The following is a 26,214-nucleotide window of genomic DNA, read 5'->3' as shown; positions in this document are numbered from 1 at the left end:
CTCCATAGAACGCCGAAGGCGGGCGTGTCCGAGAGTGCGACACGCCCGCCAGCGGACGGAAACGATCAGCGCTTGCTGTACTGAGGCGCCTTGCGGGCCTTCTTGAGGCCGTACTTCTTGCGCTCGATGGCACGCGGGTCGCGGGTCAGGAAGCCGGCCTTCTTCAGGGCCGGGCGATCCTCGGGCGACACCAGGATCAGCGCCCGGGCGATCGCCAGGCGCAGCGCGCCGGCCTGCCCGGACGGGCCGCCACCGTCGAGATGGGCGTAGATATCGAAGCTGCCCTCCCGGTTGACGGTGACCAGCGGGGCCTTGATCAGCTGCTGATGCACCTTGTTCGGGAAGTAGTTCTCCAGCGTGCGGCCGTCCAGCTCGAACTTGCCGGTGCCGGGCACCAGGCGAACGCGCACGACGGCTTCCTTGCGGCGGCCGACGGTCTGGATCGGGCGGTCGATGTAGACGGGCTCACGCGGAGCGGGCTGCTCGGCCACGGCCTCGGTGCTCTCCGCCACGACCTCGACGGCCTCGGGGGCATCCGACGCCTGCTCCAAGACCTCGGGGGCCTGCTCTTCGGTGGTCTCGATCTCGCTCACTGGCTCACCTGCTTGATCTCGTAGGTCTGCGGCTGCTGGGCACCGTGCGGGTGCTCCGGACCGGCGTAGACCTTCAGCTTCTTCTGGATCTGACGGCCCAGCTTGGTGTGCGGGAGCATGCCGACGATCGCGTTCTCGACGACGCGGGTCGGGTGCTTCTCCAGCAGCTCACCAACGCTGCGCCGGCGCAGGCCGCCCGGATAACCCGAGTGGCGGTAGGCGAACTTGTTGGTCAGCTTGTTGCCGGACAGGGCAACCTTTTCGGCGTTGATGACGATGACGAAGTCACCGCCGTCGGTGTTGGGGGTGAACGTCGGCTTGTGCTTACCGCGCAGCAGGTTGGCTGCCGCGACGGCAAGACGGCCGAGCACCACGTCCTGGGCGTCGATGACATACCACTCACGCGTGGTGTCACCCGCCTTCGGCGTGTACGTAGGCACAGCGCTTACCTCAATCTCTTCTCGGGTTATCAGTGCCGGTCAACGGCGTGCCCGCACCAGCAGAGCTGGCTCCCGGCGACCGACGTTGACCCGGGATGGAGCGGAATACCCACCTGGGTGGGAAGCACCGCGCACGCCAACGGAGCAGCTTACCGGCTGGCGTCCGCGCAGGTCAAAACGCTGCGGTGAGTGCGTCGAGGAGCACCGGCCACTCCGTGCGCACCGCCGCCCGCAGGTAGCCCTCGTCCAGCCCGGTGAACGTGTCGCAGCGCCGGATGGCGATATTGCGCTCCGCCAACCGACGGCGGGTTCCGTCGGCGTCGTCCACGGCGAACAGGACGAACGGCGCGACACCGTCGACGACGGCCAGGCCTGCACCCCGCATCGCCGCCACCATCTGTGCCCGGCACCGGGCCAGGTCCTCGGCCTCGCGCCGCGCCTCGGCAACCCGGGCCGGGGAGCAGCAGGCGGCCACGGCGATCATCGGCAAGGTGCCCACCGGCCAGTGCGGACGGCGCGCGCTCAACCGGGCCAGCACCTCCGGCGCGCCCAGGGCGTACCCGACCCGGAGCCCGGCCAGCGCCCAGGTCTTGGTGAGGCTGCGCAGCACCACCACATCGGCGAGCCGCTCGCCGGCCAGTGACTCCGGCTCGCCGGGAATCGCGTCGGTGAAGGCCTCGTCCACCACCAGGATCCGGCCCGGGCGGCGCAGGGCGAGGATCTCCTCCCGTCGGTGCAGCACCGAGGTCGGATTGGTGGGATTGCCGATGACCACCAGATCCGCGTCGTCGGGCACCCGCCCGTCGGCGAGCCGGAACGGCGGCGGCAGGACCACGTGCCGGTAGTCGATGCCCCACGCCGCGAACACCGCGGCGGGTTCGGTGAACGACGGTGCGATCAGCGCGACACGGCGCGGCGCCAGGTTGGGCAGCAGCGCGAAACCCTCTGCGCCACCGGCCAACAGCAGTACCTCGTCGGCGGGCCGGCCGTGACGGTCGGCTGCCGCCTCCACCGCCCGTCGTTCGACGAGGCCACCGGGATATCGACCGAGATCGGTGAGGCCAGTGGCCAATTCGTCACGTAGCCACTGCGGTGGCGCATCACCGCGCACGTTGACGGCGAAGTCGAGCATCCCGGGGAGTGCCGCCTGGTCGCCGTGATAGTGATGGTCGATTCCCATGTGCGACATCACAATACGGGCAGCGCCCGACGCAGGAGCGCGGCCGAGATCGCCGCCACCCCGTGGCCGAATGCCGCGAAGTCGAGGTGGGCGTCGCGGCCGGCGAGGTCCGACAGTGCGCGAATCACCAACCAGGGCAACCCGAAGCTCTCGCAGACCTGCGCGACCGCGCCGCCCTCCATCTCGATGGCCGCGGCGGCGAACTCGGCATGCAGCCTGGTCCGCGTCGGCTCGCAGTGCAGGTACTGGTCCCCGGTCAGGATCGTCCCGTACACCACGTGCGGCGGCCGGTCCTGGCCCCCAGCGGCCCGATCGAGGACCGGCAGTTCGAAGTCCGCCAGGCGGTCGCGCACCCGGGCCGCCAGCGAAGCATCGACGGGGTGGCCGAGTCGATCGGTCGGGTTGAAGAACCGGACATGGCCGGCCTGGTACACCTCGAGCCGTTCGTCGTGGATCATCCCCGCGTCGCACTGCACGATCCGGTCGGCGATCACCACGTCGCCGACCGACAGCGCGGGATCCAGCCCGCCGGCGATCCCGGAGAAGGCGATCGACCGGCAGCCGAAGCGGTCGATCAGCAGCGTGGTGACCAGCGCGGCATTCACCTTGCCCACGCCCGACCCGACCAGCACCACGTCGTGCCCGTCCAGGGTGCCCGTCGCGAACTCCGCGTGCCCGACGGTCACGGTCGCGACGCCGTCCAGGTTCGCGCGCAGGTGGGTCAGTTCCTCCGGGATCGCGCAGATCAGACCGACGGTCACGCCTCAGCCCACATCGACCCAGTCCAGGGTGCGCTCGACCGCCTTGCGCCAGCCCGCGTACCCGGCCTCACGCTGTTCGGCCGTCCACCGCGGCGTCCACCGCCGATCCTCCTGCCAGTTGGCGCGCAGTTCGTCCTCGGTCTCCCAGAAGCCGACCGCCAGCCCGGCGGCGTAGGCCGCACCCAGCGCGGTGGTCTCGGCGACGACCGGGCGGACGACGTCGACGCCGAGGACATCGGACTGGATCTGCATGCACAGATCGTTGGCGGTGATCCCGCCGTCCACCTTGAGCACCTCCAGATGCACACCCGAGTCGGCCCGCATCGCATCCATCACGTCGCGGCTCTGGTAACAGATCGCCTCGAGCGTGGCGCGGGCCAGGTGGGCGTTGGTGTTGAACCGGGACAGGCCCACGATCGCGCCGCGCGCATCCGACCGCCAGTACGGCGCGAACAGGCCGGAGAACGCCGGGACGAAGTACACCCCGCCGTTGTCCTCTACCTGGCGCGCGAGGGCCTCGCTCTGGGCGGCGCCGCTGATGATGCCCAGCTGATCACGCAGCCACTGCACCGCCGATCCGGTGACGGCGATCGACCCCTCGAGCGCGTACACCGGCTTGGCGTCCCCGAACCGATAGCAGACCGTGGTGAGCAGTCCGTTCTCGGAGCGGACGATCGTCTCTCCGGTGTTCAGCAGCAGGAAATTGCCGGTGCCGTAGGTGTTCTTGGCCTCGCCGGCGGACAGACACACCTGCCCCACCATGGCGGCCTGCTGATCGCCGAGGATGCCGGTGACCGCGACCTCCCCCTCCAGCGGCCCCGCCGCATGCGTCACCCCGTAGGGCTCGGGCGACGACGACGAGGCGATGCGCGGCAGCATCCGGCGCGGAATCCCGAAGAAGGACAACAGTTCATCGTCCCAGTCCAGGGTCTCCAGATTCATCAGCATGGTGCGGCTGGCATTGGTGACGTCGGTGACGTGCACGCCGCCGCGGGGCCCGCCGGTCAGGTTCCACACCACCCAGGTGTCGCAGGTACCGAACAGCGCGTCGCCACGCTCGGCGGCCTCGCGGACCCCGTCGACGTTGTCCAGGATCCACTGGACCTTGCCGCCGGAGAAGTAGGTGGCCGGGGGAAGCCCGGCCTTGTGCCGGATGACGTCCCCGCGGCCGTCGCGGTCCAGCGCGGTGGCGATCCGGTCGGTCCGGGTGTCCTGCCACACGATGGCGTTGTAGAACGGCCGGCCGGTCCGCCGGTCCCAGACGACCGTGGTCTCCCGCTGGTTGGTGATGCCGAGGGCCGCGATGTCCCCGCCCGTCAGGTTCGTGCTGTTCAGCGCCGACTGCAGCACCGAACCGACGCGCTCCCAGATCTCGACGGGGTTGTGCTCGACCCAGCCGGCGTCCGGCAGGATCTGCTCATGCTCGAGCTGGTGGCGACCCACCTCCCGCCCCGAGTGATCGAAGATCATCGCCCGGGTGCTGGTGGTGCCCTGATCGATGGCCGCGACGAAGTCGGTCATTGCATCGCTCCTCATCCCGAACGCCGGTGGTGACCCTGCTCGTCACGAACCTATCGGCAATGTGGTGGCAGTTGCGGTGCGACCCGACCACTCAGCGGTAGTCGATCACCACCCGGCCGTCGATCTCACCGCGCTCCATCCGGCCGAACACCGCGTTGATGTCGTCCAGGGCCGCCGTCTGGACGGTCGGGTGGATCAGGCCGCGGGCGTAGAAGTCCAGCGCCTCGACCATGTCCTGTCGGGTGCCGACGATCGAGCCGCGGATGGTCAGACCCTTGAGCACGATGTCGAAGATCGGCGCCGGGAAATCGCCGGGCGGCAGGCCGTTGAACACGATGGTGCCGCCGCGCCGGGTCAGGCCGATGGCCTGGCCGAACGCCTGCGGGTGCACCGCGGTGACCAGCACGCCGTGCACCCCGCCGGTGGCCTTCTGCACCTCGGCGATGACGTCGGCGGTCTTGCCGTTCACGGTGACCTCGGCACCGAGCCGCTGGGCCAGCGCCAGCTTGGCGTCGTCGATGTCGATGGCCACCACCCGCAGGCCCATGGCCCGGGCGTACTGCACGGCGATGTGGCCCAGGCCGCCGACGCCGGAGATCGCCACCCACTGGCCGGGCCGGGTGTCGGTGACCTTCAGGCCCTTGTATACGGTCACCCCGGCGCACAGGATCGGGGCCACCTCGACCGGATCGCAGCCGTCCGGGATGCGGGCCGCGTAGGCGGCGTTGACCAGCATGTAGCTGCCGAAGCTGCCGTTGACGGTGTAGCCGCCGTTCTGCTGCTTCTCGCACAGCGTCTCCCAGCCGGTGCGGCAGTATTCGCAGCTGCCGCAGGCCGACCACAGCCACGCGTTGCCGACCTTGTCGCCGACCGCCAGGTCATCCACACCCGGGCCCAGGGCGACGACGGTGCCGTAGCCCTCGTGGCCGGGGATGAACGGCGGGCTGGGCTTGACCGGCCAGTCGCCGTGCGCGGCGTGCAGGTCGGTGTGACAGACGCCGGATGTCTCCAACTTGACCAATGCCTCCCCGGGTCCGGGCGTGGGCAGCTCGAGATCGGAAACCTCCAGTGGCGCACCGAACTTGGCGACGACGGCGGCGCGCATCACTTCGGTCGCGGTGCCGGATTGGGCGTTCAGGGTTTGGGTCATGATCTTTCCAATCGTGAATGTTGTTTGCTGACAGTAATTTTCAGTTGGGTGATCCGGGCAGCAGCCATCAACGCCCGTACCGTGCGGGACTTTCCTGTGCTAGCGCGGGTCGATCAGAAGAAGCCCTGCGCCTTGTTGGAGTAGCTGACCAACAGGTTCTTGGTCTGCTGGTAGTGGTCGAGCATCATCAGGTGGTTCTCCCGGCCGATGCCCGACTGCTTGTAGCCACCGAACGCCGCGTGCGCGGGGTACTGGTGATAGCAGTTGGTCCAGACCCGGCCGGCCTTGATGTCACGACCGGCCCGGTAGGCAGTGTTGCCGTCGCGGCTCCAGACGCCGGCACCCAGGCCGTAGAGGGTGTCGTTGGCGATGTCGATGGCCTCGGCGTAGTCCTTGAACGACGTCACCGCCACCACCGGGCCGAAGATCTCCTCCTGGAACACCCGCATCTTGTTGTTGCCGGTGAAGATGGTGGGTGCGACGTAGTAGCCGCCGTTGAGGTCACCGCCCAGCTCGGCCCGCTCGCCGCCGGTCACCACCTGCGCGCCCTCGCTCTTGCCGATCTCGATGTAGGACAGGATCTTCTCGAGCTGGTCGTTGGAGGCCTGCGCGCCGATCATGGTCTCGGTGTCCAACGGGTTGCCCTGCCGGACGGCCTTGGTGCGGATGGCGGCCATCGCCAGGAACTCGTCGTAGATGTCCTGCTGGATCAGGCTGCGCGACGGGCAGGTGCACACCTCGCCCTGGTTCAGCGCGAACATCGTGAAGCCCTCGAGTGCCTTGTCCTGATAGTCGTCGTTGGCGGCCATCACGTCGGAGAAGAAAATGTTCGGGCTCTTGCCGCCGAGTTCCAGGGTGACGGGAATCAGGTTCTGGCTGGCGTACTGCATGATCAGCCGCCCGGTGGTGGTCTCACCGGTGAACGCGATCTTGGCGATCCGGTTGCTCGAGGCCAGCGGCTTGCCCGCCTCCACGCCGAAGCCGTTGACGATGTTCACCACGCCCGGCGGCAACAGGTCCCCGATGAGCGAGAACAGATAGAGCACCGAGACGGGGGTCTGCTCGGCGGGCTTGAGGACGATCGCGTTGCCCGCGGCCAGCGCGGGAGCCAGCTTCCAGACGGCCATCAGGATCGGGAAGTTCCACGGAATGATCTGCCCGACGACGCCGAGTGGCTCGTGGAAGTGGTAGGCGACCGTCTCCTCGTCGATCTCGCTGAGCGAGCCCTCCTGGGCGCGAATGGCACCCGCGTAGTACCGGAAGTGGTCGACGGCCAGCGGGATGTCGGCGTTCAGCGTCTCGCGGATGGGTTTGCCGTTGTCCCACGACTCGGCGAGCGCGATGGCCTCGAGGTTCTGCTCGATGCGATCGGCGATCTTGTTGAGGATGACGGCGCGTTCGGCCGCGGTGGTCCTGCCCCAGGCCGGCGCGGCGGCGTGCGCGGCGTCGAGGGCCTTCTCGATGTCGGCCTCGTCGGAACGGGCCACCTCGCAGAACACCTCGCCGGTGATCGGCGTCCTGTTCTCGAAATAGCGGCCCGCCGCGGGTGCGACCCAGCCGCCGCCGATGTAGTTGTCGTAGCGGGACTCGAAAGTCATGAGGGCATCAGCGCTGCCCGGGCGTGTGTAAACAGTCATGGGTGATGCCTCTCGTGTGTCGGTCATCACTCACACTAGGGACGAGAGGGTTGCACCACAGTTGCACCTAGCCCAGTTCGAAATCCAGTCCCGCCAGGTGCCCGTCGGCCCGGGCCCGCGCGGCCGAATCGGGGGCCCGCCGGTGCAGCACCTCCCAGCCGTCCCTGTCGTCGCGACCCTCCGGTAGTTCGAGCCACCGGCGCAGCAGCGCGGGCCGCTGCGCGGACCCGGCCACGACGGCCGCCCGCAACGTCGCCGACAGCTGGGTGCGCAACCGGGCGATCGCCGGCGACACCGACTGCGGGAGCAGCGCACCCTGGTAACGGCTCAGCGCCGTGTCGATGTCGTCGGCGTCCAGCGCGTCGAACACCTCGCCGACATCGGTGGTGATGGCCGCCAGCAGCCGGTAGGGCCGGGACGAAAGATGTTCGGGTCCGATCACCCGGCGCAGCCGCGACATCTCGGCCCGCACCGTCACCACGTCGAGGTCCTTGTCGTCCAGCAGTACCGCCAGGTGGTCCGCACTCAGTCCCTCGGGGTGGCGGCTGAGCAGCACCAGGATGTCGGCGTGCCGGCCGGTCAGCTGCGCGGCCCGCAGGCGGCCGTACTCATCGGTGGTCACCCAGCGCGGGCGTCCGGCGCCCAGCACCACCAGATGTGGTCGCGGCGCCGCGGGCTCGGGTACCGACCCCGTCAGCCGCAGCAGCGCCAGATGGTTCTCGACGGCGACGGCCGTGGCGCGGACCAGGGCCAGCGTCTGCGCCGAGGCCACCGGCGCCCCGCCGGTCAGGTCGATGGCGCCCAACAGCGCGCCGCTGGACGGGTCGTGAACGGGTGCCGCGGTGCAACTCCACGGCTGCACGATCCGGGAGAAATGCTCGGAGCCACGGATCTGGATCTCTCGGTCGAGCGCCAGCGCCGTCCCGGGCGCGTTGGTCCCGGCGCCGCGCTCGCTCCAGTCGGCTCCCGGGGCGAAGTTCATCTTCTCGGCCTTCGCCCGGGCCACCGGGTCGCCCTCGACCCAGAGCAGCGTGCCGTCGGCCGCCGTCACCGCCACCACCACGCCGGACTCCACGGCGTCGTCCACCAGGAGCCTGCGGATGATCGGCAGCGCGGGTGCCAGCGGATGACTGTCCCGCAGCCCGGCGACGTCCTGCACGGCGGGGCGGGCGCTGCCGAGATCGGGATCCACCCCCGTGGCCAGGCTCCGCCGCCAGCTCTGGGCGACGACGGGGCGCACGGCACTGGAGTCCAGCGCGGCGGGATCGACCTCGCCGGACACGAACCGCCCATGGATGTCATGGACATCGCTGATGTTGTGGGGCGGATCTGCGGTCACGACGCACACACTTTCTGACGGCATGGCCACCATACGCCCGGACGGGCGCGCAGTGCGGTCCCGCGGGGCCTCTCCCCCCGCAGGACCGCACAAGTTCTCCGGCGCTACCGCCAGGCGTTGGCGGCGCGCCGGTCGGTGTCGGCGACATCGCCGGCGCCGTCGCGCACGGCGTTGCCGAGGCGCACCAGGATGTCGTTGAGCGCGGCCGCGGACTGGTGCCAGCGGTCCTGTTCGAGCCGATAGGCGGCCGCGGATTCCCGGGTCCACAACTGCTGCAGCGGTGCGATCCGCGACCGCAGGTCCTCGAGCGCGCCGTTGAGCCGGGCCGCGGTGGTCTGGATCTCCTGGCGCACCGAGAATTCGATCTCGGCGAAATCGTAGGACAGGACGGGGTCCATGCTCAGACCCCCGCGATGTCGCCGCCGACGGCCACGATGCGGCCCTCGTGTGCCAGCGCGGCATCGTGCAGCAGCCGCTCGTTGGTGCGGATCGTGGCGGCGATGTCGTCGAGCGCCTGGCACAGCCGCGCGGATTCCGCGTTCCACCGGTCGACGACGTCGCGGAACCGCGCCGCCGCCGGACCGCTCCACACCGTCGCCGGAACCGCACCGACCCGGGCGATGAAGGCGCCCAGCATCGCGCGGATCTCCGCGGAGCGGCTGTCGGTTGCCGCTGCGACGTCGCGCATGAGCGCGAAATCGGTTGTCAGCCGGCCTTGTCCAGTGTCCATGGTTTTCCTCCCACGTATTCGGTTACCTGTTTAGACGGTTCGCCGGCCTGCGCGGTTCCCTTGCCGATCAACCAATTTCGCGCGCCGACGCGATCGCCTCGGCACAGGCGCCCGGAGCGCGCTGACATCCGATCGCGATCCGGACCCGGCCGCTGAGCAACACGGTCCAGGCGATCTCCCGGCCGGGACGGATCTCCCGGTAGGTCACCGCGGGGCGACCGGATCGCTGATCCGCGGGGTTGAAGTCGACGAACACATCGGGCGGCTCGGCGTCCAGGGCGGCCCGCAACGCGGCCGCGGCGGCGGCCGGATCCGGATCCGGGACGACCGACTGGGTGAGGTAGAGGACGGCGCCGGGATCATCCGGCGCTGCGACCTCGACGCGGGCCGAGCCCGGGCCGTCGGTCACGCGGTGCACCGCCCAGTGGGCCGGAACCCGCATCGTCACCCGGCCGTCGACGAGATCAGTTGTCGCCGACGGCTTTTCATGAACAACCGCCATCCCGGAAACAATGGCGAGTGCGGCCACGGCCGCCAGCACCCGCACCGCGACGGGCGGGAGCCGCCGTTTCGGCACCACGGGCTGCGGCGCTTCGCGGGCCGCGAGCCGCAGGTGACGATCGGTCAGCACCCGGACCGGCCGGCCGTCCACCCGCAGCTGCCGGGCCAGCCGGGCGGCCAGCGCATCGGCACCCGGCACACCGGCCGGCGCATCGATGTGGACGAGGCCGGCGGCCAGCCGTCCGGCCGCCCGGTCGACCACCACTACCGGCTCGGCACAACGCGTTTCGGCTCCCGTAATGCCCTCGCCGTCGCCGATGACGACAAATTCCGGCCCGATCTCGACGAACACCTCGTTGGGGTGCAACAACTCCCCGCGCGCGACGGTGCGGACCCGTGCGGCGAGGCCCCCGGCCGCGCCGGCCACCAGCGCCACCCGGTCGGCCGTCCACCATGAGGGGTGGACCAGCAGGACATCGGACGCCCCGGCCAGCAGCGGTTGGAGTGCCGACCGCCATCCATCGGCCGTGGTCTCCTCGGACGGGATGGGAAATGCTGCGGCACAATCTGTTCCGGGGTCCAGGAGCCGAACCGTTCCCGGACCGACCTCGCACACCGTCGTCACGCGGGCTCGGTCCACGCGACCTGGATGGTCCGTTCGTCGCCGCCGCGCCCGACCAGCACGCCGCGCCCGGGCGGTAGCCGCCGCGGCCGAGCGGTGCCCACCAGCGGACCCTCGTCGGGCGCGGCGCTCAGCTGCAATCCCATCGGCCCGGATTCCCGCAGCGCGCTCAGCACCGGGTCGTACAGCGCCCGGGCGGCTCCCCCGCTACCGCGGGCCATCACCACCCGCAGACCGATGTCGCGGGCATGCGGGAGCAGCTCGGCCAGCGGTGTCAGCGCCGTCGCGGCCAGTGCGTAGTCGTCGACCATGAGGTAGACCGTTGCTGCGCCGTCCTTCTCGCCGTCGAGCCGCCGGCGCAATCGGGCGAGGACCGCCGCAACGGGTTGCAGCCCGGCGCCGCGCGGATCGAGCAGCACCACCTCCGCGCCCGGCTCGGTGCGGGCGATCTCGCGGCACAGCAGCCGCACCACGGCCGTCTTCCCGGACCCCGGCTCACCGAGGACCAGCAGGTGTGCGGCCGCCAGATCGAGCGCGACCGGTTCGAGGCGTTCCTCGTCCACGCCGAGCACGGGCACGCTGCTCGCTGCGCGCGCGAGCAGGTCGCCGTGGTCCAGGACGGTGGGCAACAGCCGGACCGGCGGGACCCGCCAGCCGTCCGCCTCGCGCAGGTGCGGGCCGCCGGGCCGGGCGATCACGATGGGCAGGCCATCGGGACCCAGCCCGTGGCCCGGCCGGTTCCGCGGCACCGCGGCCGCCCGTGCCCGGTCGATCTCGGAGTCGGCGGGATCCCCCAACCGCAGTTCGATCCGGGTACCGAGCTGATCGCGCAGGGCGGGCCGGATGTCGGCCCAGCGCCCGGCCGTCACCACCAGGTGCACGCCGTGGGCCAGGCCCGCACCGGCGAGGATCCCCAGGGCCGACTCCAGGTCGTCATACTCCCGCCGGGCCGAGCCCCAGCCGTCGACCACGAGGAACACGGCGGCTCCGGCCGCGTCCCCGCCGGCTTCGCGACTGCGCAGGATGCCCAGGACGTCGGCGACCGTGCGGCGGACCAGATCCGGATTGTTCCCCGGCGCCACCACCCCGACGTGCGGCAGCTCCGCCAGCCCGGCCAGCCCGCCGCCGAAGTCCAGGCAGTACACCTGCGCGCGGCGCGGCCGGCGCGTGGCCGCCAGTGCGGTCACCAGGGTCCGCACCGTGGTCGTCTTCCCCGAGCGCGGGCCGCCGACGACCGCCACATTGCCGGCGGCTCCCGCCAGGTCGGCGAACAGCGGGTCCCGCCGGTGCTCGTACACCCGGTCCACCACGCCGATCGGCACCCCCTCGGGGTGCTCGGACAGCAGTACCGCCAGGTCCGGCGTCCCGGTCAGGGGCGCCAGCCACACCGGGTGCGGCGCCGGGCCAAGCCCGGCCACGGCGTCGAGCACGGTGTCCAGCAGCGTCGGGCCGCACGCGGGGTCCGGGGCCTCGGAACCGGTGAACAGCCGCGGCGCCGGCGAGGTGCGCGGCCGCACCGGCCGGCGCCCCGACACGTATCCGGCCTGGAACGGAACAGGTTCGGCCGCTGCGGCTTTCAGATATGCCGCGCCCGGCTGCGCCGGCAGGTGGTGCGCGTCGGGCACCCCGATCACCATCCGCGATTCGGTCTCCGACAGGGTCTTCAGGCAGATCCGGTAGGACAGGTGCGATTCGAGCCCGCGCAGCCGGCCCTCCTCGAGGCGCTGACTGGCCAGCAGCAGATGGATGCCCAGTGATCGGCCCAGCCGACCGACCGCCACGAACACGTCCGCGAATTCGGGGTGCCGGCTGAGCAGTTCGGAGAATTCGTCGACGATGAGGAACAACGTCGGCAGCTCCGGCAGGGCGTTGGCGCTCGCCAGATTTCCGGCAGCACGCAGCAGGCGTTGGCGCCGGTCGATCTCCCCGGTCAGCGCCTCCCGCATGCGATCGACCAGGTGGGCCTCCTCGTCGAGATTGGTGACGACGGCGGTGGTGTGCGGCGCACGGGCCAGGTCCAGGAACGTCGCACCACCTTTGAAGTCGATCAGGATCAGGTTGACGGTCGCCGGTGAGTGCCGGGCGATCATCCCGAGTGCGATGGTGCGCAAGAGTTCCGATTTCCCCGAGCCCGTCGCTCCGACGCACAGGCCGTGTGGGCCGATGCCGCCGAGTGCCGCCTCCCGGATGTCCAGCTCCAGCGGTTCGCCGGCGACGGTGGTGCCGATCGGGATGCCGTGCAGGCCGGACTCGTTGTCCCACCGCACTTCCGGGCCCGAGCCGATGCCCGGTTCGGGTGCGCGGTGGCCGGCGAGCCGGCGGGCCAGCGCCGTCGCGCCGATCGCCGAGAGGCCGTCTGGCCGGCCCGTCGGCATCGTGATTCCATCGACGTCGAGGACGAGTTCGGCTCGTTCGCCGTCCCAGGGCACGATCCGGATCCTCACGTGGCACGCCGATCCATCCCGGATCCGTTGATGCGGAAGCCATTTGAGCCAGCCCCAGTCGGCGCCACAGGAATCGACGACGCTGATCGCTAGATCGGCCGGGTCGTGTGCGACGGCCAGCTGGCAGATCAGTGCCCGCGCCAGTGCGCGGGCACCCTCGGCCGGACCACGGACGGCGATCTCCGAGGCGGCGGCCAGATCGACGGTCACCGGGGTGTCCGGCACGAACTCGTGGGCCCGTAACAATTGGTCCAGCGCGGCCGCCGTCACCGGGTCGGACTCCGCGGCACCGGCGGCGTCCGGTCCGAGCGCCCGCGCCTCGGGGACCACGGACCCCAGACCGACCCGCGCGGAGCCGAAGTCCGCCGCCGTACGGGTCCGGTCCCACAGTCGCTCCGCCGGCAGTGCCCACAGATCCTCTGGCGCCGGGTGTCGCGACCATAGTCGATCACGTTGTGCGGCAGCCTCATCGGCCAGCCGCTGCGACACGGAGTCGAGGTAGCGCAGATAACGCCGGCGGTCCGCGTTGAGTTCCGCGCGCCATCTGCCGGCCCCACCGGTCAGCACCGCCGCACCCGCCGACAGCAGCATCATGAGGGGAAGGACCAGCAGGGCCGGACTGTGCGCGGAGCCGTGTCGCGACGTCAGCAGGAACACCGCGACTCCGGCCGATGCCATCGCGAGCACCACCGGGACCACCCGGGCGGCGCCCGTGTCGGCCCGGCGCGGCACCGCCGGCGGTCCCTCGACGTGAATGTCGATCACGCCGGCGACGCTAGGGAACGCCGGTGGACGGCCGCAATTCAGTTGTGGATGACGGTCGGCCCGGAGCGGCCCGGGCTGGTTACCGTCGGCGCCCATGGACCCCGAGAACGACATGCGCCGGGTGGCGGTGCACGCCGGCGCCGAGTGCGTCGACCTGACCCTGCCGGCGGCGGTGCCACTCGCTGTGCTGCTGCCCCGGGTCTGCGAGCTGGTCGACCGGATGTGCGGTACCGTTCCCGCGGCACGGGCCCGGCGGCTGTGCACACCCACTGCGGCCACCCTGGATGTTTCGAAGACGTTGCTCCAGAACGGAATTCGTGACGGCGACGCCCTGGTGCTGACGACGGCGCGGGAATTGGAGCCGCCACGGGCGCGCCGGGATCCGGCGGCCGAGTTGGCGCACGCCACGCCTGCCGACGTCACCTGTTGGGATGCCCGTACGGCGGGGCTGCTGTCGGCGGTCGTGCTGCTCGGCGCGGTCGGCCCGACCGTCCTGGGCGGTGGGCCGGCCACGCCCCAGCTGCTGCTCGGCGCCAGCGCGGCGGGTGGGGCCGCAGCGGTCGCGGCCCGGATGGGGCGTCCGCCCACCCTGTTCGCGGGCCTGGCCGTCGGCGCCGGCCTGACCGCGGCGGCCGCGCTGGGTGGCACGTTCATGGCCTATGACCTGCAGCGGACCGGTGTGCTGCTGAGCGTCCTGGCCATCGCGATGCTGGTGGGCGCCACCCGATTGGCGCTGGCGGTCCCGGGACCGGCGAATGCGGTGCACCGCTTTTCGGTGATCGTGCACGCCGCCGCCGGCGCCGCGGCCACGGGTGTCGCGCTGGCCGCGGCCACGGGCGGTCCGGTGGAGTGCGGGCTGGGTGCGGTGGCCAGCACGGTGCTCGCGCTGCGGGCCCGCGCGCACCGCCGGCCGGTCCAGCGGTGGACCCTCCTGCTCGGCGGGGTGTTCGGCGCCGCGGTGACACTGGGGTCGGCCGCCCGACTCGAACCGAGCTGGGGCCCATGGCTGTGCGTGGCGGCGCTGGCCGCCGGCGCCGTCGTGGTGACGGTGACGCAGCGATCGGTCACCACTCCACTGCTCGGCGAGGCGCTGACGGTGGCCGAGTACGCGGGCCTGGCGGCGTTGCTGCCGCTGGCCGGCTGGAGCCTGGGTGTCTTCGACGTGCTGGGACCGACCCGATGACCCGCGCACTCCGCGCCGCACTGGCCGCGGCGTTCATGATCGCGGGCGCTCCGGTGGCTCCGGCGGGTGCGCTGACACCGCCCGTGGTCGACGGCGCCCGGCTGCCGGCCGCCGCCAGCCCCGCACCGCCGGGGCCGACCACCCAGCTGGCCCCGTGCGCCGTGCCCGTCGGCGGGGTGGCGCGCGGCGTGGATCTGGCTGCGCTGGTGCGCTACTCGCGCGGCGCGGGCCAACGGATCGCGGTGATCGACACCGGAGTCAACCGCGACGCACGGCTGACCCACCTGGACGCGGGCGGCGACTACGTGTCGACCGGCGACGGCACCCAGGACTGCGACGGCCATGGCACCGCGGTGGCCGGGATCATCGCCGATATCGCCCCTGCGGCAACACTTCTGGCGATCCGGCAGTCGACCGTGAAGTTCGGCGCCGCCGGGGATCCGGCCGGCAGCGGTTACGGCGACGTCGACACCATGGCCCGGGCCGTCCGGACCGCCGCCGATGCCGGCGCGACGGTCATCAACATCTCGGCGGTGGCCTGCGCGACGGGGCCGTTGCACGATGCGGCCCTGGGCGCCGCGCTGGCCTATGCCGTGGACGTCAGGAACGCCGTGGTGGTCACGGCCGCCGGCAACGCCGGCGGTTGTCCGCCGCAGGATTCCGCGGGCGGTGAGTTGAGCTGGGCCCAGGCCACCGTGGCGGTCAGCCCGGCCTGGTACGACGACTACGTGCTGACGGTCGGCTCGCTCGACGACGCCGGCCGGCCGTCGGCGTTCACCCAGCCCGGCCCGTGGGTCGACGTCGCCGCGCCCGGCGAGAACATGGTGCCCGGCGCCCCGGCCGGGGTCCCCGTGTCGGGAACCAGCTATGCCGCGCCCGTGGTCAGCGGTGTGGTGGCGCTGCTGCGGGCGCACTCCCCCGGCCTGACGGCGCGGCAGGTGATGGAGCGCATCCGGGCCAGCGCGCGCGGAGCCGCCGGGCGGCGCAGCGCGCTGGTGGGCTTCGGCGCCCTGGATCCCGTTGCGGCACTGGCTGGTTCGGGCTCGCCCGACCCGGCACCGGCGGCTCCGGTCGCGCTGCCGCGGGCCAACCGCACCCGGCGGGTGGCGGTGGCCGGCGCCGCGGTGTGCGTGGCCGTCACGGCTCTGGCGCTGGGTGTGCTGACCCTGACCGCTCGATCACGACGCCAGCAGTAGCGGCATCAGGTGGCGGCCGGCCAGGATCAGGCCGGTGAGCACCAGGCCGGACAGATAACAGATCCGCGGCGCCGCAACCGAACCCGCTTCCCCGTCGGGGTCGCCGTACAACAGCGCCGATTCGAGGCGCTGCTGCAGGAACCGGTGTGCGCTCAGCCGGAGGTGCCGGGATGCCGATGTCATCGGCTCACGGTACGGCGGCTCCGGCGTCCGCGTTCACCGCGTTGCACAGCTCAGCGCCAGCGCGCCCACACATAGGGCACCAGCGAGCGCAGGAAGTCCAGATCCGGTCCCGGATGTGCGTCGGCGAAGGCCTGTTCGAAGTAGTCCTCGGCGACCACCAGGATGCCCTCGGCGAACTCGCGGGTGAAGGTGATGCTGCCGTAGTCGTCCATCAGGGCGCGCACGGTGGCGACCAGCTCCGGTGACCGCTCGGCCCGGGAGCGCCGCAGGTAGTCGCGCACCAGTTGCCCGTCGCCGCCGTCCGCGGCGGCCAGCAGATGCACCAGCGGCAGCGTGCGCTTGCCCTCGTAGAGGTCGCCGAGGATCTCCTTGCCGTACTGCTGCTCGTCGCCGATGAGGTTCAGCAGGTCGTCGCGGATCTGGAAGGCCGCGCCGAAGTGGAACCCGAACCGGACCAGCGGAGCCAGGTCGGCCTGACCGCCCGAACCCACGATGGCGCCGACCCGCAGCGGATGGATCGTGGTGTACCAGCACGTTTTGTGCATGATGAGATTGAGGTAGTCGCTCGGTCCGAGATCTTCGACATTGTCTCGCTGCCAACCGATTTCGATGGCCTGACCCTCCAGCGTGCGCAGCGCCATGGTGTCGAACTCGCTCCAGATGAGGTCGGCCAGGTCCCGGTCGAGGCGCCGGGTGGCCCGGCGCAGCACCTGGCCGGCCACCACCGCCAGCCCGTCGCCCGCGTTGATCGCCGCGGCCACCCCGTGGCTGGCCGCCAATGTCGGTCTGCCACGGCGCATTTCGCTGCCGTCGACCACGTCGTCGTGCACCAGGAAGGCATTGTGCAGCAACTCGATGGCCACCGCGATGCCGAGCAAATCGGCCGGGTCGGCGCCGAAGGCCCGGCCGGCCGCCAGACACAGCGCCGGGCGCAGCGCCTTGCCCGGCCGCATCGGGTACTCCCGCACGGGGCCGTAGAGCCACTGCACCGGTTCCCCATCCGGCATCGCGTCGAGCATGACCCGGCGCACGGACCGGCCGACGCTGCGGAGCCGCTCCTCGACGGCGGATACCAGGTCGTGCCGGTCGGACGTCGCGGTCACGGCTCGATCGACAGCACCAGGGGCAGCCACACGTCGTCGTGCCCGTCGGCCAGCACGGTGCCCCGGTAGGTCCCGGCCGCCGCACCGGGCGGCACGTCGACGCTCAGCAGGACACCGCGGGATGAGCGCGCCGGCATCGGAACCGCCCCGGGCTCGAAACCGACACTGCGCGAATCGATGACCGATCCGTCGTGGGCGAGCAGATCACCGCAGCGCAGCACGATGGTCCCCAGGTCCATCGGCCCCCGGTTGTGCAGCCAGAACTCCACGGTCGCCGCGCCCGACCCGGCGGCGGACACGCGGACCTCGCGGTGGCCCCCGTGATCGCCGAAGTCCATGGCGGGCGAACCGCCCAGCCCGTTGCGGATCGAACCGGCGAACTGGCCCAGGATGCCCTCCCAGCCGGCCAGCACCATGGCGGCCTCGGGATTGCGGCTGCGCGGGTCGGGGCGGGCGGCGTGGGACGGTTCCGATCCGTTCCGGGCGCCCACGAAGTTGACGAACCGATCTACGACTTCGCTGGCCGCACGGAATCCCTCGGACTGCACCGCCCCCAGCGCACGAACATTTGCGGCCGCATCGAAAACCGAAGCCCAGGGGATGTCGTTGACCGTGCTGTCGTCAGCAAACGAACGGTCCGCCAATGGTCCTCCCGGACGGTCTGAAGCCCCTGCACAGGCCGGTTACAACGGTATGCTAAGTCCCACGGATCGGGAGGGCGGGGTCAATGGCGATTGACGATCTTCTCCATTCTCAGGTGGCGCTGTACGGCGAGATCGACGACCAGGTCGTCAAAGCCCGGCGGGGAACCACTGCGGCCGATGCCGCGGTGGTTGCCACCGCGGAAGCCTTCCTGCCGGGGAGCACCGGTTTCGGGCAGGCCGGCTGGCTCGGGGATCTGACGACGTTCCTCAACGGGACCGGGGTGCGCCGGTCCGGCCAGAGCCGGTTCGAATTCCCCACTTTCGCCGACGCCACCGGCATCGTGGCCGGCGCCGCGGTCGGAGAACCCGGCTCGAATCGTTCCGGCACACCACGATCCATCCCGTTCCCGAAGGCTCAGGTGCGGCGGTCGATCTTCGACCCCGCCCGTGACCCGGCCCTGGCCCGAAGTGTCTACGCCTCGGTCATCCTCGAAAAGCTCTACCGCATCCGCAATCCCGACGCCGCCGACCCGCGGGGCCGCGCCGATCCGGTGGCGAACCTGTTCGCGGCCACGCCCTCGATCGTCAACTCGTGGGCCGATGCGCACGGCCCGTCGCGCACCGACTCCCAGACCCTGGATCTGTTGACCGGAAGTCTGGACGGCATCCGGACCCGCATGGAGTGGATGGACTTCGCCGCCACGAACTTCGGCCCGGCCTTCGCGGACACCTCGAAGGCGTGCTTCGGAACCCTCGAGGATTCCGACGGGCTGTACTGCAGCACGATTTACACGGACAGCACCGCCGCGGATGTCAGCGTGGATCAGATCGCGCAGATCATCGACCCGGTGAACTGGCCGTACTGCAGCCAGTTCTTCGCCGAGATGAACCCACAGGTGCCCGCCTGCGACCGCAACGGCTGGACCCGGCTGGTCGAATCCATCGGGGCCGAGACCGCCGAGTACACCATCGAGACGGCCCTGGTCTTCCACTTCACCGATAACCGCGCATCGGCCACGAACGACATCGAGAAGGGCATCTTCCTCAACTACACCCTCGACCCCAACCGGGTGGGTGACAGCTGGATCGTCGAGGTCGACAACGGTTACGTCTGGGTCACGCCCCACAATGCCACCGGCAGCCCCGGCGACCCCGGTGTCCGGATCCGCTCCAGCAAGGAGGAACGGATCAACGGCTTGAGTCCCACCGCCACCTCCGCGCTGGCGTGCCTACTCGGCTGGGGCGACGCCGGCCGCGACATGATCGCCGGCACCGCCCGGCGGGTGTTCAACAACCCCTCCTCCGGCCCGGGTCATGACCCGGAGATCCCTCCGCTGTCGGTCTTCGAGCCATTTGTGGCCTCACCGCAGAGCGCCGCCCGTGACACCCCACTGAAACCGGCGACACCGCCCGAAACGGCGAAACTCCCGCCCAACTTCGGCGACACCGTCAACGACACCCGCGACCTCGTGAAGGACCTGATCGGGCGCGCGGCGACGGTCGGGGGCGATGCGTTCCGGCGGTGGCGAGACGGCCTGACCCCGGCCGATCTCGGCCAGGTCGCCACCGAATTCGGCCAGAATCTGCGGGAGTGGGCGGACACGGTCTACCAGACCGCCGAGGACAACGTGCGGCCCAAGGACAAAACCGGCGGAGGGGTGTGAGACATGGACGATCCGCAGGCCATCGCCGGCCGCATCGGTGACATCGCCAAGGAGGCGGTGACGGCGTCGGCCCATATCGCCTTCACGGCGTTCCGGGAGATCAACCAGGTTCCCGACGACGACGGCACAATGCCGCCGACCTACACCCCCGCCAAGGCGGTCGAGTCGATGAACAATCTGGTTGCCACGATGCTGAACGCAGGCGTGGCCATGGCCCGGGTGCCGCTGCGGGCCAACTACGACCAGAACATGATGATGCTGGCCGACAACGTCGCGTCGATCATCGGCCGCGGAATCACCCAGGCCGCCCAGGTCGCCGGTAAGGCCGCCGCGAGCGTCGAGAAGGACGGGATCAAGAACCGGACGGCGCTCGACTCCGCCATCGAGCTCACCAACATCGCGATGCTGCGCACCGCCGAGATCACGGAGGCCGTCGCCGCCGGACCGGGCCTGTACCGGGATCCGGTGCTCTACTCCGACCCGTTCACGGTTGCCGACAACGGCACGGTCCGGCAGCTGAAACTGTTGTCGATGGCCCGCGAGGACACCGGGGAGGACATCACCGCCCAGGTGTGGTTCGACCCGGCGAACAAGGTGCTGATGCCGGGGATGACCCAGTTCCGACTGGTGGCGAACTCGGCCGGGCTGCCCAGTGGGGTGTACTGCGGTGAGGTCGAGGTAACCACCACGGGACCCGCCCCCGCGAAGCCGAAGATCGAGGTTGCGTTCGCCCTGTGACGACACCGAATCCGCAACCGTCCGTCGACGAACTCCTCGATCGCGCATTCCAGGCACTCACTGAGGGTGATCGCCCACGGGCGAACATGCTCGCCAGCGAGGTCCTCCGATTCGACGAGCGCAACACCGAGGCCGAGGACCTGCTCGCGGCGCCCGACGACCACGGCGAGATCCGCCGGCTCACCATCATGTTCGCCGACGTGGTCGATTCGACCGTGCTCTCGACGTGGGTGGAACCCGAGGTGTACCGCACGCTGGTCGGCCGGTACCGCCAGATCGTGCAGGAGACCGTCGAGCAGTTCGAGGGCCACATCTTCTCGACCAAGGGTGACGGCCTGCTGGCGGTCTTCGGGCATCCGATCGCCCACGAGAACGACGTGCAGCGCGCGGTGCAGGCCGGCCTGGAGATCAACCACGCCGTGGCCACCCTGAACGATCGCGCCCGGCGCCGGTTCGGTGTCGGTGTCCAGGCCCGCGTCGGCGTGCACCGCGGGCTGGTGTATCTCGACACGGCCGAGGACGACGTCTACGGCCTGGCCGCCAACCTGGTGGCGCGGCTGTCCGGGCTCGCCGAGCCGGGCACCCTGGTGGTGTCCGACGCCATCGAACGCATCATCCGCGACACCTTCGAGGTGGAACGCCTCGGGGCCAGATCCGTCAAGGGCATCAGTGGGGACGTCGAGCACTTCCGGGTGCTCGGCGAACGTGAGGCGCCGGTGGTCTCGTCCGGTCCGTTCGTCGGACGCCGCACCGAGTTCGCCGACCTCACCGCCGCCTGGGCCGGCGTCCGGAATGCCGGCGGCTCAGCGGTTTTCGCCATCCGCGGCGAGGCGGGCATCGGGAAGACGCGCCTCGCGACGGCGGTCGTGGAGGAGGCGCGGGACGCCGGGGCTACGGTGGTGGAGATGACCGGGTCGCCGTTCCACTCCGACGTCGGCCTGCGCCCGGTACGCCGGCTCATCGAGCGCCGCAGCGGCATCACCCGCACGTTGTATCCGGCCGAACGGCTGCGCCTGCTGCAGGGCGAGCTCACCTCCGTCGGGCTCGACCCGCGCGAGTTCGTACCCCTGCTGGCACCGGTGCTCGGCATCGGCCCGCAGAGCGGCTACCGGCCGGTCCCGGTCGACGGGCGAAAGCTCTTCGAGCAGATCGTCGGTGCGGTCGACCGGTACCTGTCCGCGCTGATCCGCACCGGGCCCACGCTGTTGTTGTTCGAGGATCTGCACTGGATCGACGAGGACACCTTCGAGGTGCTGGAGAAGGTGGTCACCAGGGCCGACCCTGGCCTGATGGTCCTGATGACCGGTCGGGACGAATCGACCATCCCGGGTGGCCCGGCGACCACCGTGGTGGACCTCAAACCGCTGACCGAGGCCGAGGCCGACGCACTCATCGACGCCCTGCACCCCGAGATGCCGCAGGACAACCGGCATGCGGTCCGACGGCGCTGCGACGGGGTCCCGCTGTACATCGAGGAGGTCGTGGCGAAACTCAAAGAGGTGCCCGGTGATTCGAGTGAATCGGCGGCACTGGTGCCCGACACCCTCTACGAGGCACTGTTCGCCCGCCTGCGATCCACCCGGAACGCGGTCCGCGTCGTCGAGGCGGCCGCGACCATCGGCACCGTCATCGACCGCCCGCTGCTGCTGTCGGTGGTCGATCTGCCCGAGGACGAGGTCGATGCGATCCTGACCGACCTGACCGAGGGGCGTGTGCTGCGCAGGCTGGACGACGAGACCTGGCGGTTCCGCCACGAACTGCTGCGCGAGGTCGCCGCCGAGCTGTCGACACCGAGCCTGCGGCGAAAACTCAACGGACGCATCGGGGATGCCCTGGTGGCAGCCGCGCCACCGACCGGAAGCCCGGACTGGCGGCTGGTCGCCAGCCGCTACGAGAACGCGTCGCGGCACGCCGAGTCGGCGCACGCCTATCAGCAGGCCGCCGCGGATGCGCGGCACCGCGGGGCCCTCGGTGAATCCCGCAACTACCTCACCCACGCGATCAACCAGATCGACCATGCCCCAATGGGTCCCGACCGGGACAAGCAGGAAACGCAGCTGCGCCTGGAACGCGGCTTCCTGGCCTACGCCGCCGAGGGCGCGTCCAGCCCCAACGCCGCCGGCGATTTCGAGCGGTGCCTCGAGCTGAGCGGGACGGATCTGCGCAGCGACGAACTGTTCGCGACGCTGACCGCGTTGTACGGGTACTACGCCATGCGGGCGGATCTGCCGCGCGTGGCGACACTGCTGGAATCCGTGCGGGCGAATCTGACCGGCCGCGAGTTCTTCATCCCGTTCAACAACGCCGGGTTCGGGATGCTCGCCTGGTACCGGGGTGAATTCGACACCGCTCGAACACAATTGGAGGATGCCGCCGCGGCCCGCAGCGAGGAGGGGCTCGAAGCGCTGGAAGCGGTGTGGTTCATGCCCAACGAGGGAACGGCGTCGATCTACACCCACCTCGCCCTGGCGCGTTACATCCAGGGCGACCTGACCGGCGCCGAGGCGGAGGTGCGCCGCACCGCGGAACGCTGCGACGCCCTGGGCTTTCCGCAGGGTCCGTTCAGCCTGGCGTACGCACTGCAGATGGAGGTCCTGATCCGCATCGACGCCGGCCAGTTCGACCTCGCAGCGAGCGCCGCGGCCAGGCTGGCGTCGATCGGCGAACAGCACGGCTTCGATTCGTGGGCGCTGGCCGGCGCCGTCCAGCACGGCTTCGTCACGGCATTGCAGAACGACCAGGCGGACCAGATCGCAACGCTGACCGGGTATGTCGAGATGTGGCGAGCCCTCGGCGTCATCTCCCTGATCACGTCGTACGACGGCTTCCTGGCCCGGCTGCTGATCGCCGCGGGCGAGCCCGAGCGGGCGCGGGAGCGCATCGACGCGGCGCTCGAACTGGCCGCCGCCACCGAGATGCGCTACCACGACGCCGAGCTGCTGCGGATCCGGTCGCACACCTTCCCGCCCGAAGGGCGCGCCGACGACCTGCGCAGCGCGCACGCACTGGCCCGCACCCAGGCCGCACCGGTCTATGAATTGCGTTGCGCTGTAGAGCTTCTGGAGATGGATCCGGCTGCCCGTGAACTCGTGGCGGACGCCGTCGCACGCTTCCCGGAGAACAGCGGCTGGCCCGAGCTCGCGCGGGCCCGGGCCCTGCTGCGGTGACGGCGGGCCGCAAGCGGGTCGCCATCCTCGGCGGCGGGATGGCCGGCCTGGCCGCCGCCTGGCGCCTGAGCGAACCGGGCTGGCAGGATCGGCTCGGGTCGATCACCGTGTACCAGCGGGGCTGGCGGCTCGGCGGCAAGGGCGCCTCGAGCCGGGGCGAACACGGCCGGATCGAGGAGCACGGTCTGCACATCTGGCTCGGTTCGTACGAGAACGCGTTCGCCCTGCTGCGGCAATGCTATTCGGAACTCGACCGGGAGAACACCGACCCGGCGGCGCCCATCCGGCACTGGTTCGACGCGATGATCCCGGCCGACGACCTCGGCCTGGCCGACCGAACCGACGACGAATGGTTGACCTGGCTGGGCACCTTCGCCCGCAATGAGCTGCTACCCGGCGACCCGGACGGTGACGGCCGGGAGATGACCGTGGTCGGATTCCTGCGGCGTGCCCTGCAGTTGATCGCCGACTTCGCGAATTCCGTCCGCGAGGACGAGCCGGAGCTGGCCCTGTCACCCTCCCCGGACCCGGCCTCCACGACACCGCGCAACCGGCGGGCCGACGCGCTGCGGCGGGCCGCCGTCGCCGCCGTCCTCGCCGCCGCCGAACCCGGAAGTCCCAGGGGCGCAACGATCGAACTGGTCGACCACGCACTGGACGCCGTGCGTGCCGAGCTCGACGACCGGCATCGTCCCGCGGACCGGCGGACCTGGTTGTTGATCTCGATGGTGACCGCCGTGGTCCGCGGGATCCTGGCCGACAACCTCGTCACCGATCCGCGCGGCTTCCGGGCCATCAACGATCAGGACTTCGCCCAGTGGATCCTGGCCAACGGCGGACATCCCGACGTAGTGGACTTCCCGTTGATCCGCGGCGTCTACGACCTGGTGTTCGGCTACGCCGATGCCGATCCCGAGCAGCCGTCGTTCGCCGCCGGGGTGATGATCTTCCTGATCGGCATGGTGCTCTTCGAGTACAAGGGCGCCATCTTCTGGAAGATGACCGCCGGGATGGGCGACGTCATCATCGCGCCCATCTACCAGGCGTTGCGCCGGCGCGGCGTCGAGTTCGAGTTCTTCAACCGCGTCGACTCGCTGCATCTGGACGACCGGCGGCAGGCGGTCGACGCCATCACGCTGGGCGTGCAGGCCGAGCTCGCCGACGGCGTCGGGCACTACGAACCGCTGATCAGGTCCAAAGGGCTGCCGGTGTTCCCCGGTGCGCCGGTCCCCGGGCAACTGGCCGGTGAGCAATCCGGGCAGGACTGGCACCGGCTCGAGACGCACTTCGGTGCGCGCCGGGACGTCGGGACCCGGGTGTTGCGCCGCGGCACGGATTTCGACGACGTCATCCTGGCGGTGTCGCTGGGGCTGCTCCCGGACGTCGCCGCCGAACTCGTGGCCGATCGGCGCGAGTGGCAGGAGATGACGACGCATGTGCGGACCGTCGCCACCCAGGCCGTGCAGCTGTGGTTCCGGCCGGACGAGCCGGCGCTGGGCTGGGATCGTCCGGGCGTCACCGTGAGCGCATACCGGCGGCCGTTCGAGACGTGGGCGTCGATGCCGCAGACCCTGTGGGCCGAGGAATGGCCCGACGACGACCGGCCCGGCACGGTGGCGTACTTCTGCGGCAGCCTGGACGCGCCGTGGCCGACGTCCGAGCCGGCCGAGCGGTACACCCGCCGGCTCGACGAGCAGGTGCATGCCGCGGCGGCCGCCTACTTCGAGCGCAACCTGGGGCTCTACTTCCCGAATGCGTTCGGCCAGAACGGTTTCGACTGGTCGCTGCTGCACGGAGTGACCGACGAGCGGGGCGTGGCGGCACTGCGCACGCAACATGTCAGTGTGAACATCGATCCGTCCGACCGCTATGTGCAGTCCGTGCCCGGCTCCGACCGGTACCGGCTGCGCCCCGACGAGAGTGGCTACGACAATCTGTTCCTCGCCGGCGACTGGACCGATTGCGGCATGAACGCGGGCTGCATCGAGGCCGCCACGATGTCGGGACTGGAAGCCGCGAACTGCGTGCTGGGCCACGGCCGGTTCTATCGCGTGCGGGGCTACTGGCTGCCCTGAGCTCGAGGTCCGCCCGCGGCCTGCCGTTCCCGGTAGGCCGCGACGTGTTGGCGGTTGCCGCAGTTGCCGGTGTCGCAGAAGATCCGCGACCGGTTGCGGGACAGGTCGACGAGCACCGCCTCGCAGTCCGGCGCGGCGCAGATCTTCAGCCGCCGCAGTTCGCCGCCGCGGATCAGGTCGGCCAGGGCCATCGCCATCTCGGCCCCCATTCGCTGGGCCAGCGGATCGTGGATGGATGCCAGGTGCAGGTGCCAGTCGGGCATCTCGGGGTGGCGGGTCAGCCACGGCGCGGCGTGGGTGTCGCTCAGCAGCGCGTTGACCTGGGCGACGGTGCGCTCTTCATCCTCGGCGGCATCCCAGATGCGTCCGATGCGCCCCCGCAGCCGGTGCACCGCGGCCAGTTCGTCGGCGTCGCGGTCCCGGCGGCCGGTCCAGCCCCATTCCCGCAGGTATGCATCCAGGGCCCGCTGGTCGGCGAGGTCGTCGGCGTCGTGCACGCGGTTCGAGTTCACCAGGGCACCGGCGGCCCGCAGCGTGAGCTCGGTGTCATGACTGAAATTCATTTGACTCCTTACGGG

General features: G+C 70.8%; 22 protein-coding genes. 6 read left to right on the top strand and 16 right to left on the bottom strand.

Annotation, left to right across the window (positions count from 1 at the left end):
- Positions 1–65: 65 nt before the first annotated feature.
- The 12 genes from rpsI to eccCb form a co-directional block, all read right to left on the bottom strand.
- Positions 66–512, bottom strand: coding sequence for a 30S ribosomal protein S9 (rpsI, locus tag U0R18_RS13680; RefSeq protein WP_526369534.1), 447 nt, complete (start codon positions 510–512; stop codon positions 66–68).
- 77 nt (positions 513–589) lie between these two features.
- Positions 590–1,033 (bottom strand): 50S ribosomal protein L13, encoded by a 444-nt coding sequence (gene rplM / locus U0R18_RS13675; protein WP_526369149.1) that lies wholly within the window; start codon positions 1,031–1,033, stop codon positions 590–592.
- Positions 1,034–1,205: 172 nt separating this feature from the next.
- A complete protein-coding gene (cobC, locus tag U0R18_RS13670; protein ID WP_526369147.1) occupies positions 1,206–2,213 on the bottom strand; it encodes an Rv2231c family histidinol phosphate aminotransferase CobC in 1,008 nt (335 codons plus the stop codon).
- 8 nt (positions 2,214–2,221) lie between these two features.
- Positions 2,222–2,974, bottom strand: coding sequence for a 5'-methylthioadenosine/adenosylhomocysteine nucleosidase (locus U0R18_RS13665; RefSeq protein ID WP_526369145.1), 753 nt, complete (start codon positions 2,972–2,974; stop codon positions 2,222–2,224).
- A 3-nt stretch (positions 2,975–2,977) separates the two neighbouring features.
- The gene (gene glpK / locus U0R18_RS13660) at positions 2,978–4,495 is read right to left on the bottom strand and encodes a glycerol kinase GlpK (protein ID WP_526369143.1); all 1,518 of its coding nucleotides are present in this window, start codon (positions 4,493–4,495) and stop codon (positions 2,978–2,980) included.
- A gap of 91 nt (positions 4,496–4,586) precedes the next feature.
- Positions 4,587–5,645, bottom strand: coding sequence for an alcohol dehydrogenase AdhP (gene adhP, locus U0R18_RS13655; RefSeq protein WP_526369141.1), 1,059 nt, complete (start codon positions 5,643–5,645; stop codon positions 4,587–4,589).
- A 113-nt stretch (positions 5,646–5,758) separates the two neighbouring features.
- The gene (gene exaC, locus U0R18_RS13650; protein ID WP_526369139.1) at positions 5,759–7,282 is read right to left on the bottom strand and encodes an acetaldehyde dehydrogenase ExaC; all 1,524 of its coding nucleotides are present in this window, start codon (positions 7,280–7,282) and stop codon (positions 5,759–5,761) included.
- Between the two features lie 67 nt (positions 7,283–7,349).
- The gene (locus tag U0R18_RS13645) at positions 7,350–8,645 is read right to left on the bottom strand and encodes a GAF domain-containing protein (protein ID WP_526369137.1); all 1,296 of its coding nucleotides are present in this window, start codon (positions 8,643–8,645) and stop codon (positions 7,350–7,352) included.
- 80 nt (positions 8,646–8,725) lie between these two features.
- Positions 8,726–9,019, bottom strand: coding sequence for a WXG100 family type VII secretion target (locus tag U0R18_RS13640; RefSeq protein ID WP_526369135.1), 294 nt, complete (start codon positions 9,017–9,019; stop codon positions 8,726–8,728).
- A gap of 2 nt (positions 9,020–9,021) precedes the next feature.
- A complete protein-coding gene (locus tag U0R18_RS13635) occupies positions 9,022–9,351 on the bottom strand; it encodes a WXG100 family type VII secretion target (protein WP_526369133.1) in 330 nt (109 codons plus the stop codon).
- Between the two features lie 67 nt (positions 9,352–9,418).
- Positions 9,419–10,492, bottom strand: a complete 1,074-nt coding sequence (locus U0R18_RS13630) for a type VII secretion-associated protein (protein WP_526369131.1) — start codon at positions 10,490–10,492, stop codon at positions 9,419–9,421.
- Positions 10,474–13,683, bottom strand: a complete 3,210-nt coding sequence (eccCb, locus tag U0R18_RS13625; protein ID WP_526369129.1) for a type VII secretion protein EccCb — start codon at positions 13,681–13,683, stop codon at positions 10,474–10,476. Before eccCb ends, U0R18_RS13630 begins: the two co-directional genes overlap by 19 nt.
- Before the next feature lie 94 nt (positions 13,684–13,777).
- On the opposite strand from eccCb, the gene U0R18_RS13620 reads away from it, so the two are divergent.
- Both U0R18_RS13620 and mycP read left to right on the top strand, forming a co-directional pair.
- Complete coding sequence (locus U0R18_RS13620) at positions 13,778–14,866, top strand: EsaB/YukD family protein (RefSeq protein WP_526369127.1); 1,089 nt, start codon at positions 13,778–13,780, stop codon at positions 14,864–14,866.
- Entirely contained in the window at positions 14,863–16,062 is a 1,200-nt protein-coding gene (gene mycP, locus U0R18_RS13615; protein ID WP_526369125.1) for a type VII secretion-associated serine protease mycosin, read from the top strand. Before U0R18_RS13620 ends, mycP begins: the two co-directional genes overlap by 4 nt.
- Here the strand turns inward: mycP and U0R18_RS13610 are convergent.
- Genes U0R18_RS13610 through U0R18_RS13600 form a run of 3 tightly spaced genes read right to left on the bottom strand, consistent with a single transcriptional unit; the run spans position 16,045 to position 17,992 of the window.
- Positions 16,045–16,245 carry a hypothetical protein gene (locus U0R18_RS13610; RefSeq protein ID WP_526369123.1) on the bottom strand — a complete coding sequence of 67 codons (201 nt, stop codon included), beginning with the start codon at positions 16,243–16,245 and terminating at the stop codon, positions 16,045–16,047. The two genes, mycP and U0R18_RS13610, sit on opposite strands and share 18 nt — an antisense overlap.
- A 50-nt stretch (positions 16,246–16,295) precedes the next feature.
- Positions 16,296–17,348 (bottom strand): polyprenyl synthetase family protein, encoded by a 1,053-nt coding sequence (locus U0R18_RS13605; protein WP_526369121.1) that lies wholly within the window; start codon positions 17,346–17,348, stop codon positions 16,296–16,298.
- Positions 17,345–17,992 carry a hypothetical protein gene (locus U0R18_RS13600; protein WP_526369119.1) on the bottom strand — a complete coding sequence of 216 codons (648 nt, stop codon included), beginning with the start codon at positions 17,990–17,992 and terminating at the stop codon, positions 17,345–17,347. The genes U0R18_RS13605 and U0R18_RS13600 overlap by 4 nt, the downstream gene beginning before the upstream one ends.
- 83 nt (positions 17,993–18,075) lie before the next feature.
- Here U0R18_RS13600 and U0R18_RS13595 point away from each other — a divergent pair, with 83 nt between their 5' ends.
- From U0R18_RS13595 to U0R18_RS13580, 4 genes are read left to right on the top strand one after another with little or no spacing between them, the layout of a single operon-like run.
- Positions 18,076–19,656: a hypothetical protein gene (locus tag U0R18_RS13595; protein WP_526369117.1), complete on the top strand. Its 1,581-nt coding sequence runs from the start codon at positions 18,076–18,078 to the stop codon at positions 19,654–19,656.
- Between the two features lie 3 nt (positions 19,657–19,659).
- The gene (locus tag U0R18_RS13590; RefSeq protein ID WP_526369115.1) at positions 19,660–20,394 is read left to right on the top strand and encodes a hypothetical protein; all 735 of its coding nucleotides are present in this window, start codon (positions 19,660–19,662) and stop codon (positions 20,392–20,394) included.
- Complete coding sequence (locus U0R18_RS13585) at positions 20,391–23,561, top strand: ATP-binding protein (protein WP_526369113.1); 3,171 nt, start codon at positions 20,391–20,393, stop codon at positions 23,559–23,561. The genes U0R18_RS13590 and U0R18_RS13585 overlap by 4 nt, the downstream gene beginning before the upstream one ends.
- On the top strand, positions 23,558–25,636 hold the full coding sequence (locus U0R18_RS13580; RefSeq protein ID WP_526369111.1) for an FAD-dependent oxidoreductase: 2,079 nt from the start codon (positions 23,558–23,560) through the stop codon (positions 25,634–25,636). Before U0R18_RS13585 ends, U0R18_RS13580 begins: the two co-directional genes overlap by 4 nt.
- Here the strand turns inward: U0R18_RS13580 and U0R18_RS13575 are convergent.
- Entirely contained in the window at positions 25,621–26,199 is a 579-nt protein-coding gene (locus U0R18_RS13575) for a CGNR zinc finger domain-containing protein (RefSeq protein WP_526369109.1), read from the bottom strand. The two genes, U0R18_RS13580 and U0R18_RS13575, sit on opposite strands and share 16 nt — an antisense overlap.
- Between the last annotated feature and the right edge of the window lie 15 nt (positions 26,200–26,214).

It is taken from the genome of Mycobacterium sp., from assembly GCF_046330795.1.
Taxonomy (GTDB): domain Bacteria; phylum Actinomycetota; class Actinomycetes; order Mycobacteriales; family Mycobacteriaceae; genus Mycobacterium.
This window is presented reverse-complemented; position numbering and strand designations above follow the sequence as displayed.

Bases quoted from the DNA above. Each gene is read 5' to 3' on its own strand.
- cobC (WP_526369147.1), bottom strand. From the start codon at position 2,213: ATGGGAATCGACCATCACTATCACGGCGACCAGGCGGCACTCCCCGGG.
- glpK (WP_526369143.1), bottom strand. From the start codon at position 4,495: ATGACCGACTTCGTCGCGGCCATCGATCAGGGCACCACCAGCACCCGG.
- adhP (WP_526369141.1), bottom strand. From the start codon at position 5,645: ATGACCCAAACCCTGAACGCCCAATCCGGCACCGCGACCGAAGTGATG.
- exaC (WP_526369139.1), bottom strand. From the start codon at position 7,282: ATGACTGTTTACACACGCCCGGGCAGCGCTGATGCCCTCATGACTTTC.
- U0R18_RS13645 (WP_526369137.1), bottom strand. From the start codon at position 8,645: ATGCCGTCAGAAAGTGTGTGCGTCGTGACCGCAGATCCGCCCCACAAC.
- U0R18_RS13640 (WP_526369135.1), bottom strand. From the start codon at position 9,019: ATGGACCCCGTCCTGTCCTACGATTTCGCCGAGATCGAATTCTCGGTG.
- U0R18_RS13635 (WP_526369133.1), bottom strand. From the start codon at position 9,351: ATGGACACTGGACAAGGCCGGCTGACAACCGATTTCGCGCTCATGCGC.
- U0R18_RS13620 (WP_526369127.1), top strand. From the start codon at position 13,778: ATGGACCCCGAGAACGACATGCGCCGGGTGGCGGTGCACGCCGGCGCC.
- mycP (WP_526369125.1), top strand. From the start codon at position 14,863: ATGACCCGCGCACTCCGCGCCGCACTGGCCGCGGCGTTCATGATCGCG.
- U0R18_RS13610 (WP_526369123.1), bottom strand. From the start codon at position 16,245: ATGACATCGGCATCCCGGCACCTCCGGCTGAGCGCACACCGGTTCCTG.
- U0R18_RS13595 (WP_526369117.1), top strand. From the start codon at position 18,076: ATGGCGATTGACGATCTTCTCCATTCTCAGGTGGCGCTGTACGGCGAG.
- U0R18_RS13590 (WP_526369115.1), top strand. From the start codon at position 19,660: ATGGACGATCCGCAGGCCATCGCCGGCCGCATCGGTGACATCGCCAAG.
- U0R18_RS13575 (WP_526369109.1), bottom strand. From the start codon at position 26,199: ATGAATTTCAGTCATGACACCGAGCTCACGCTGCGGGCCGCCGGTGCC.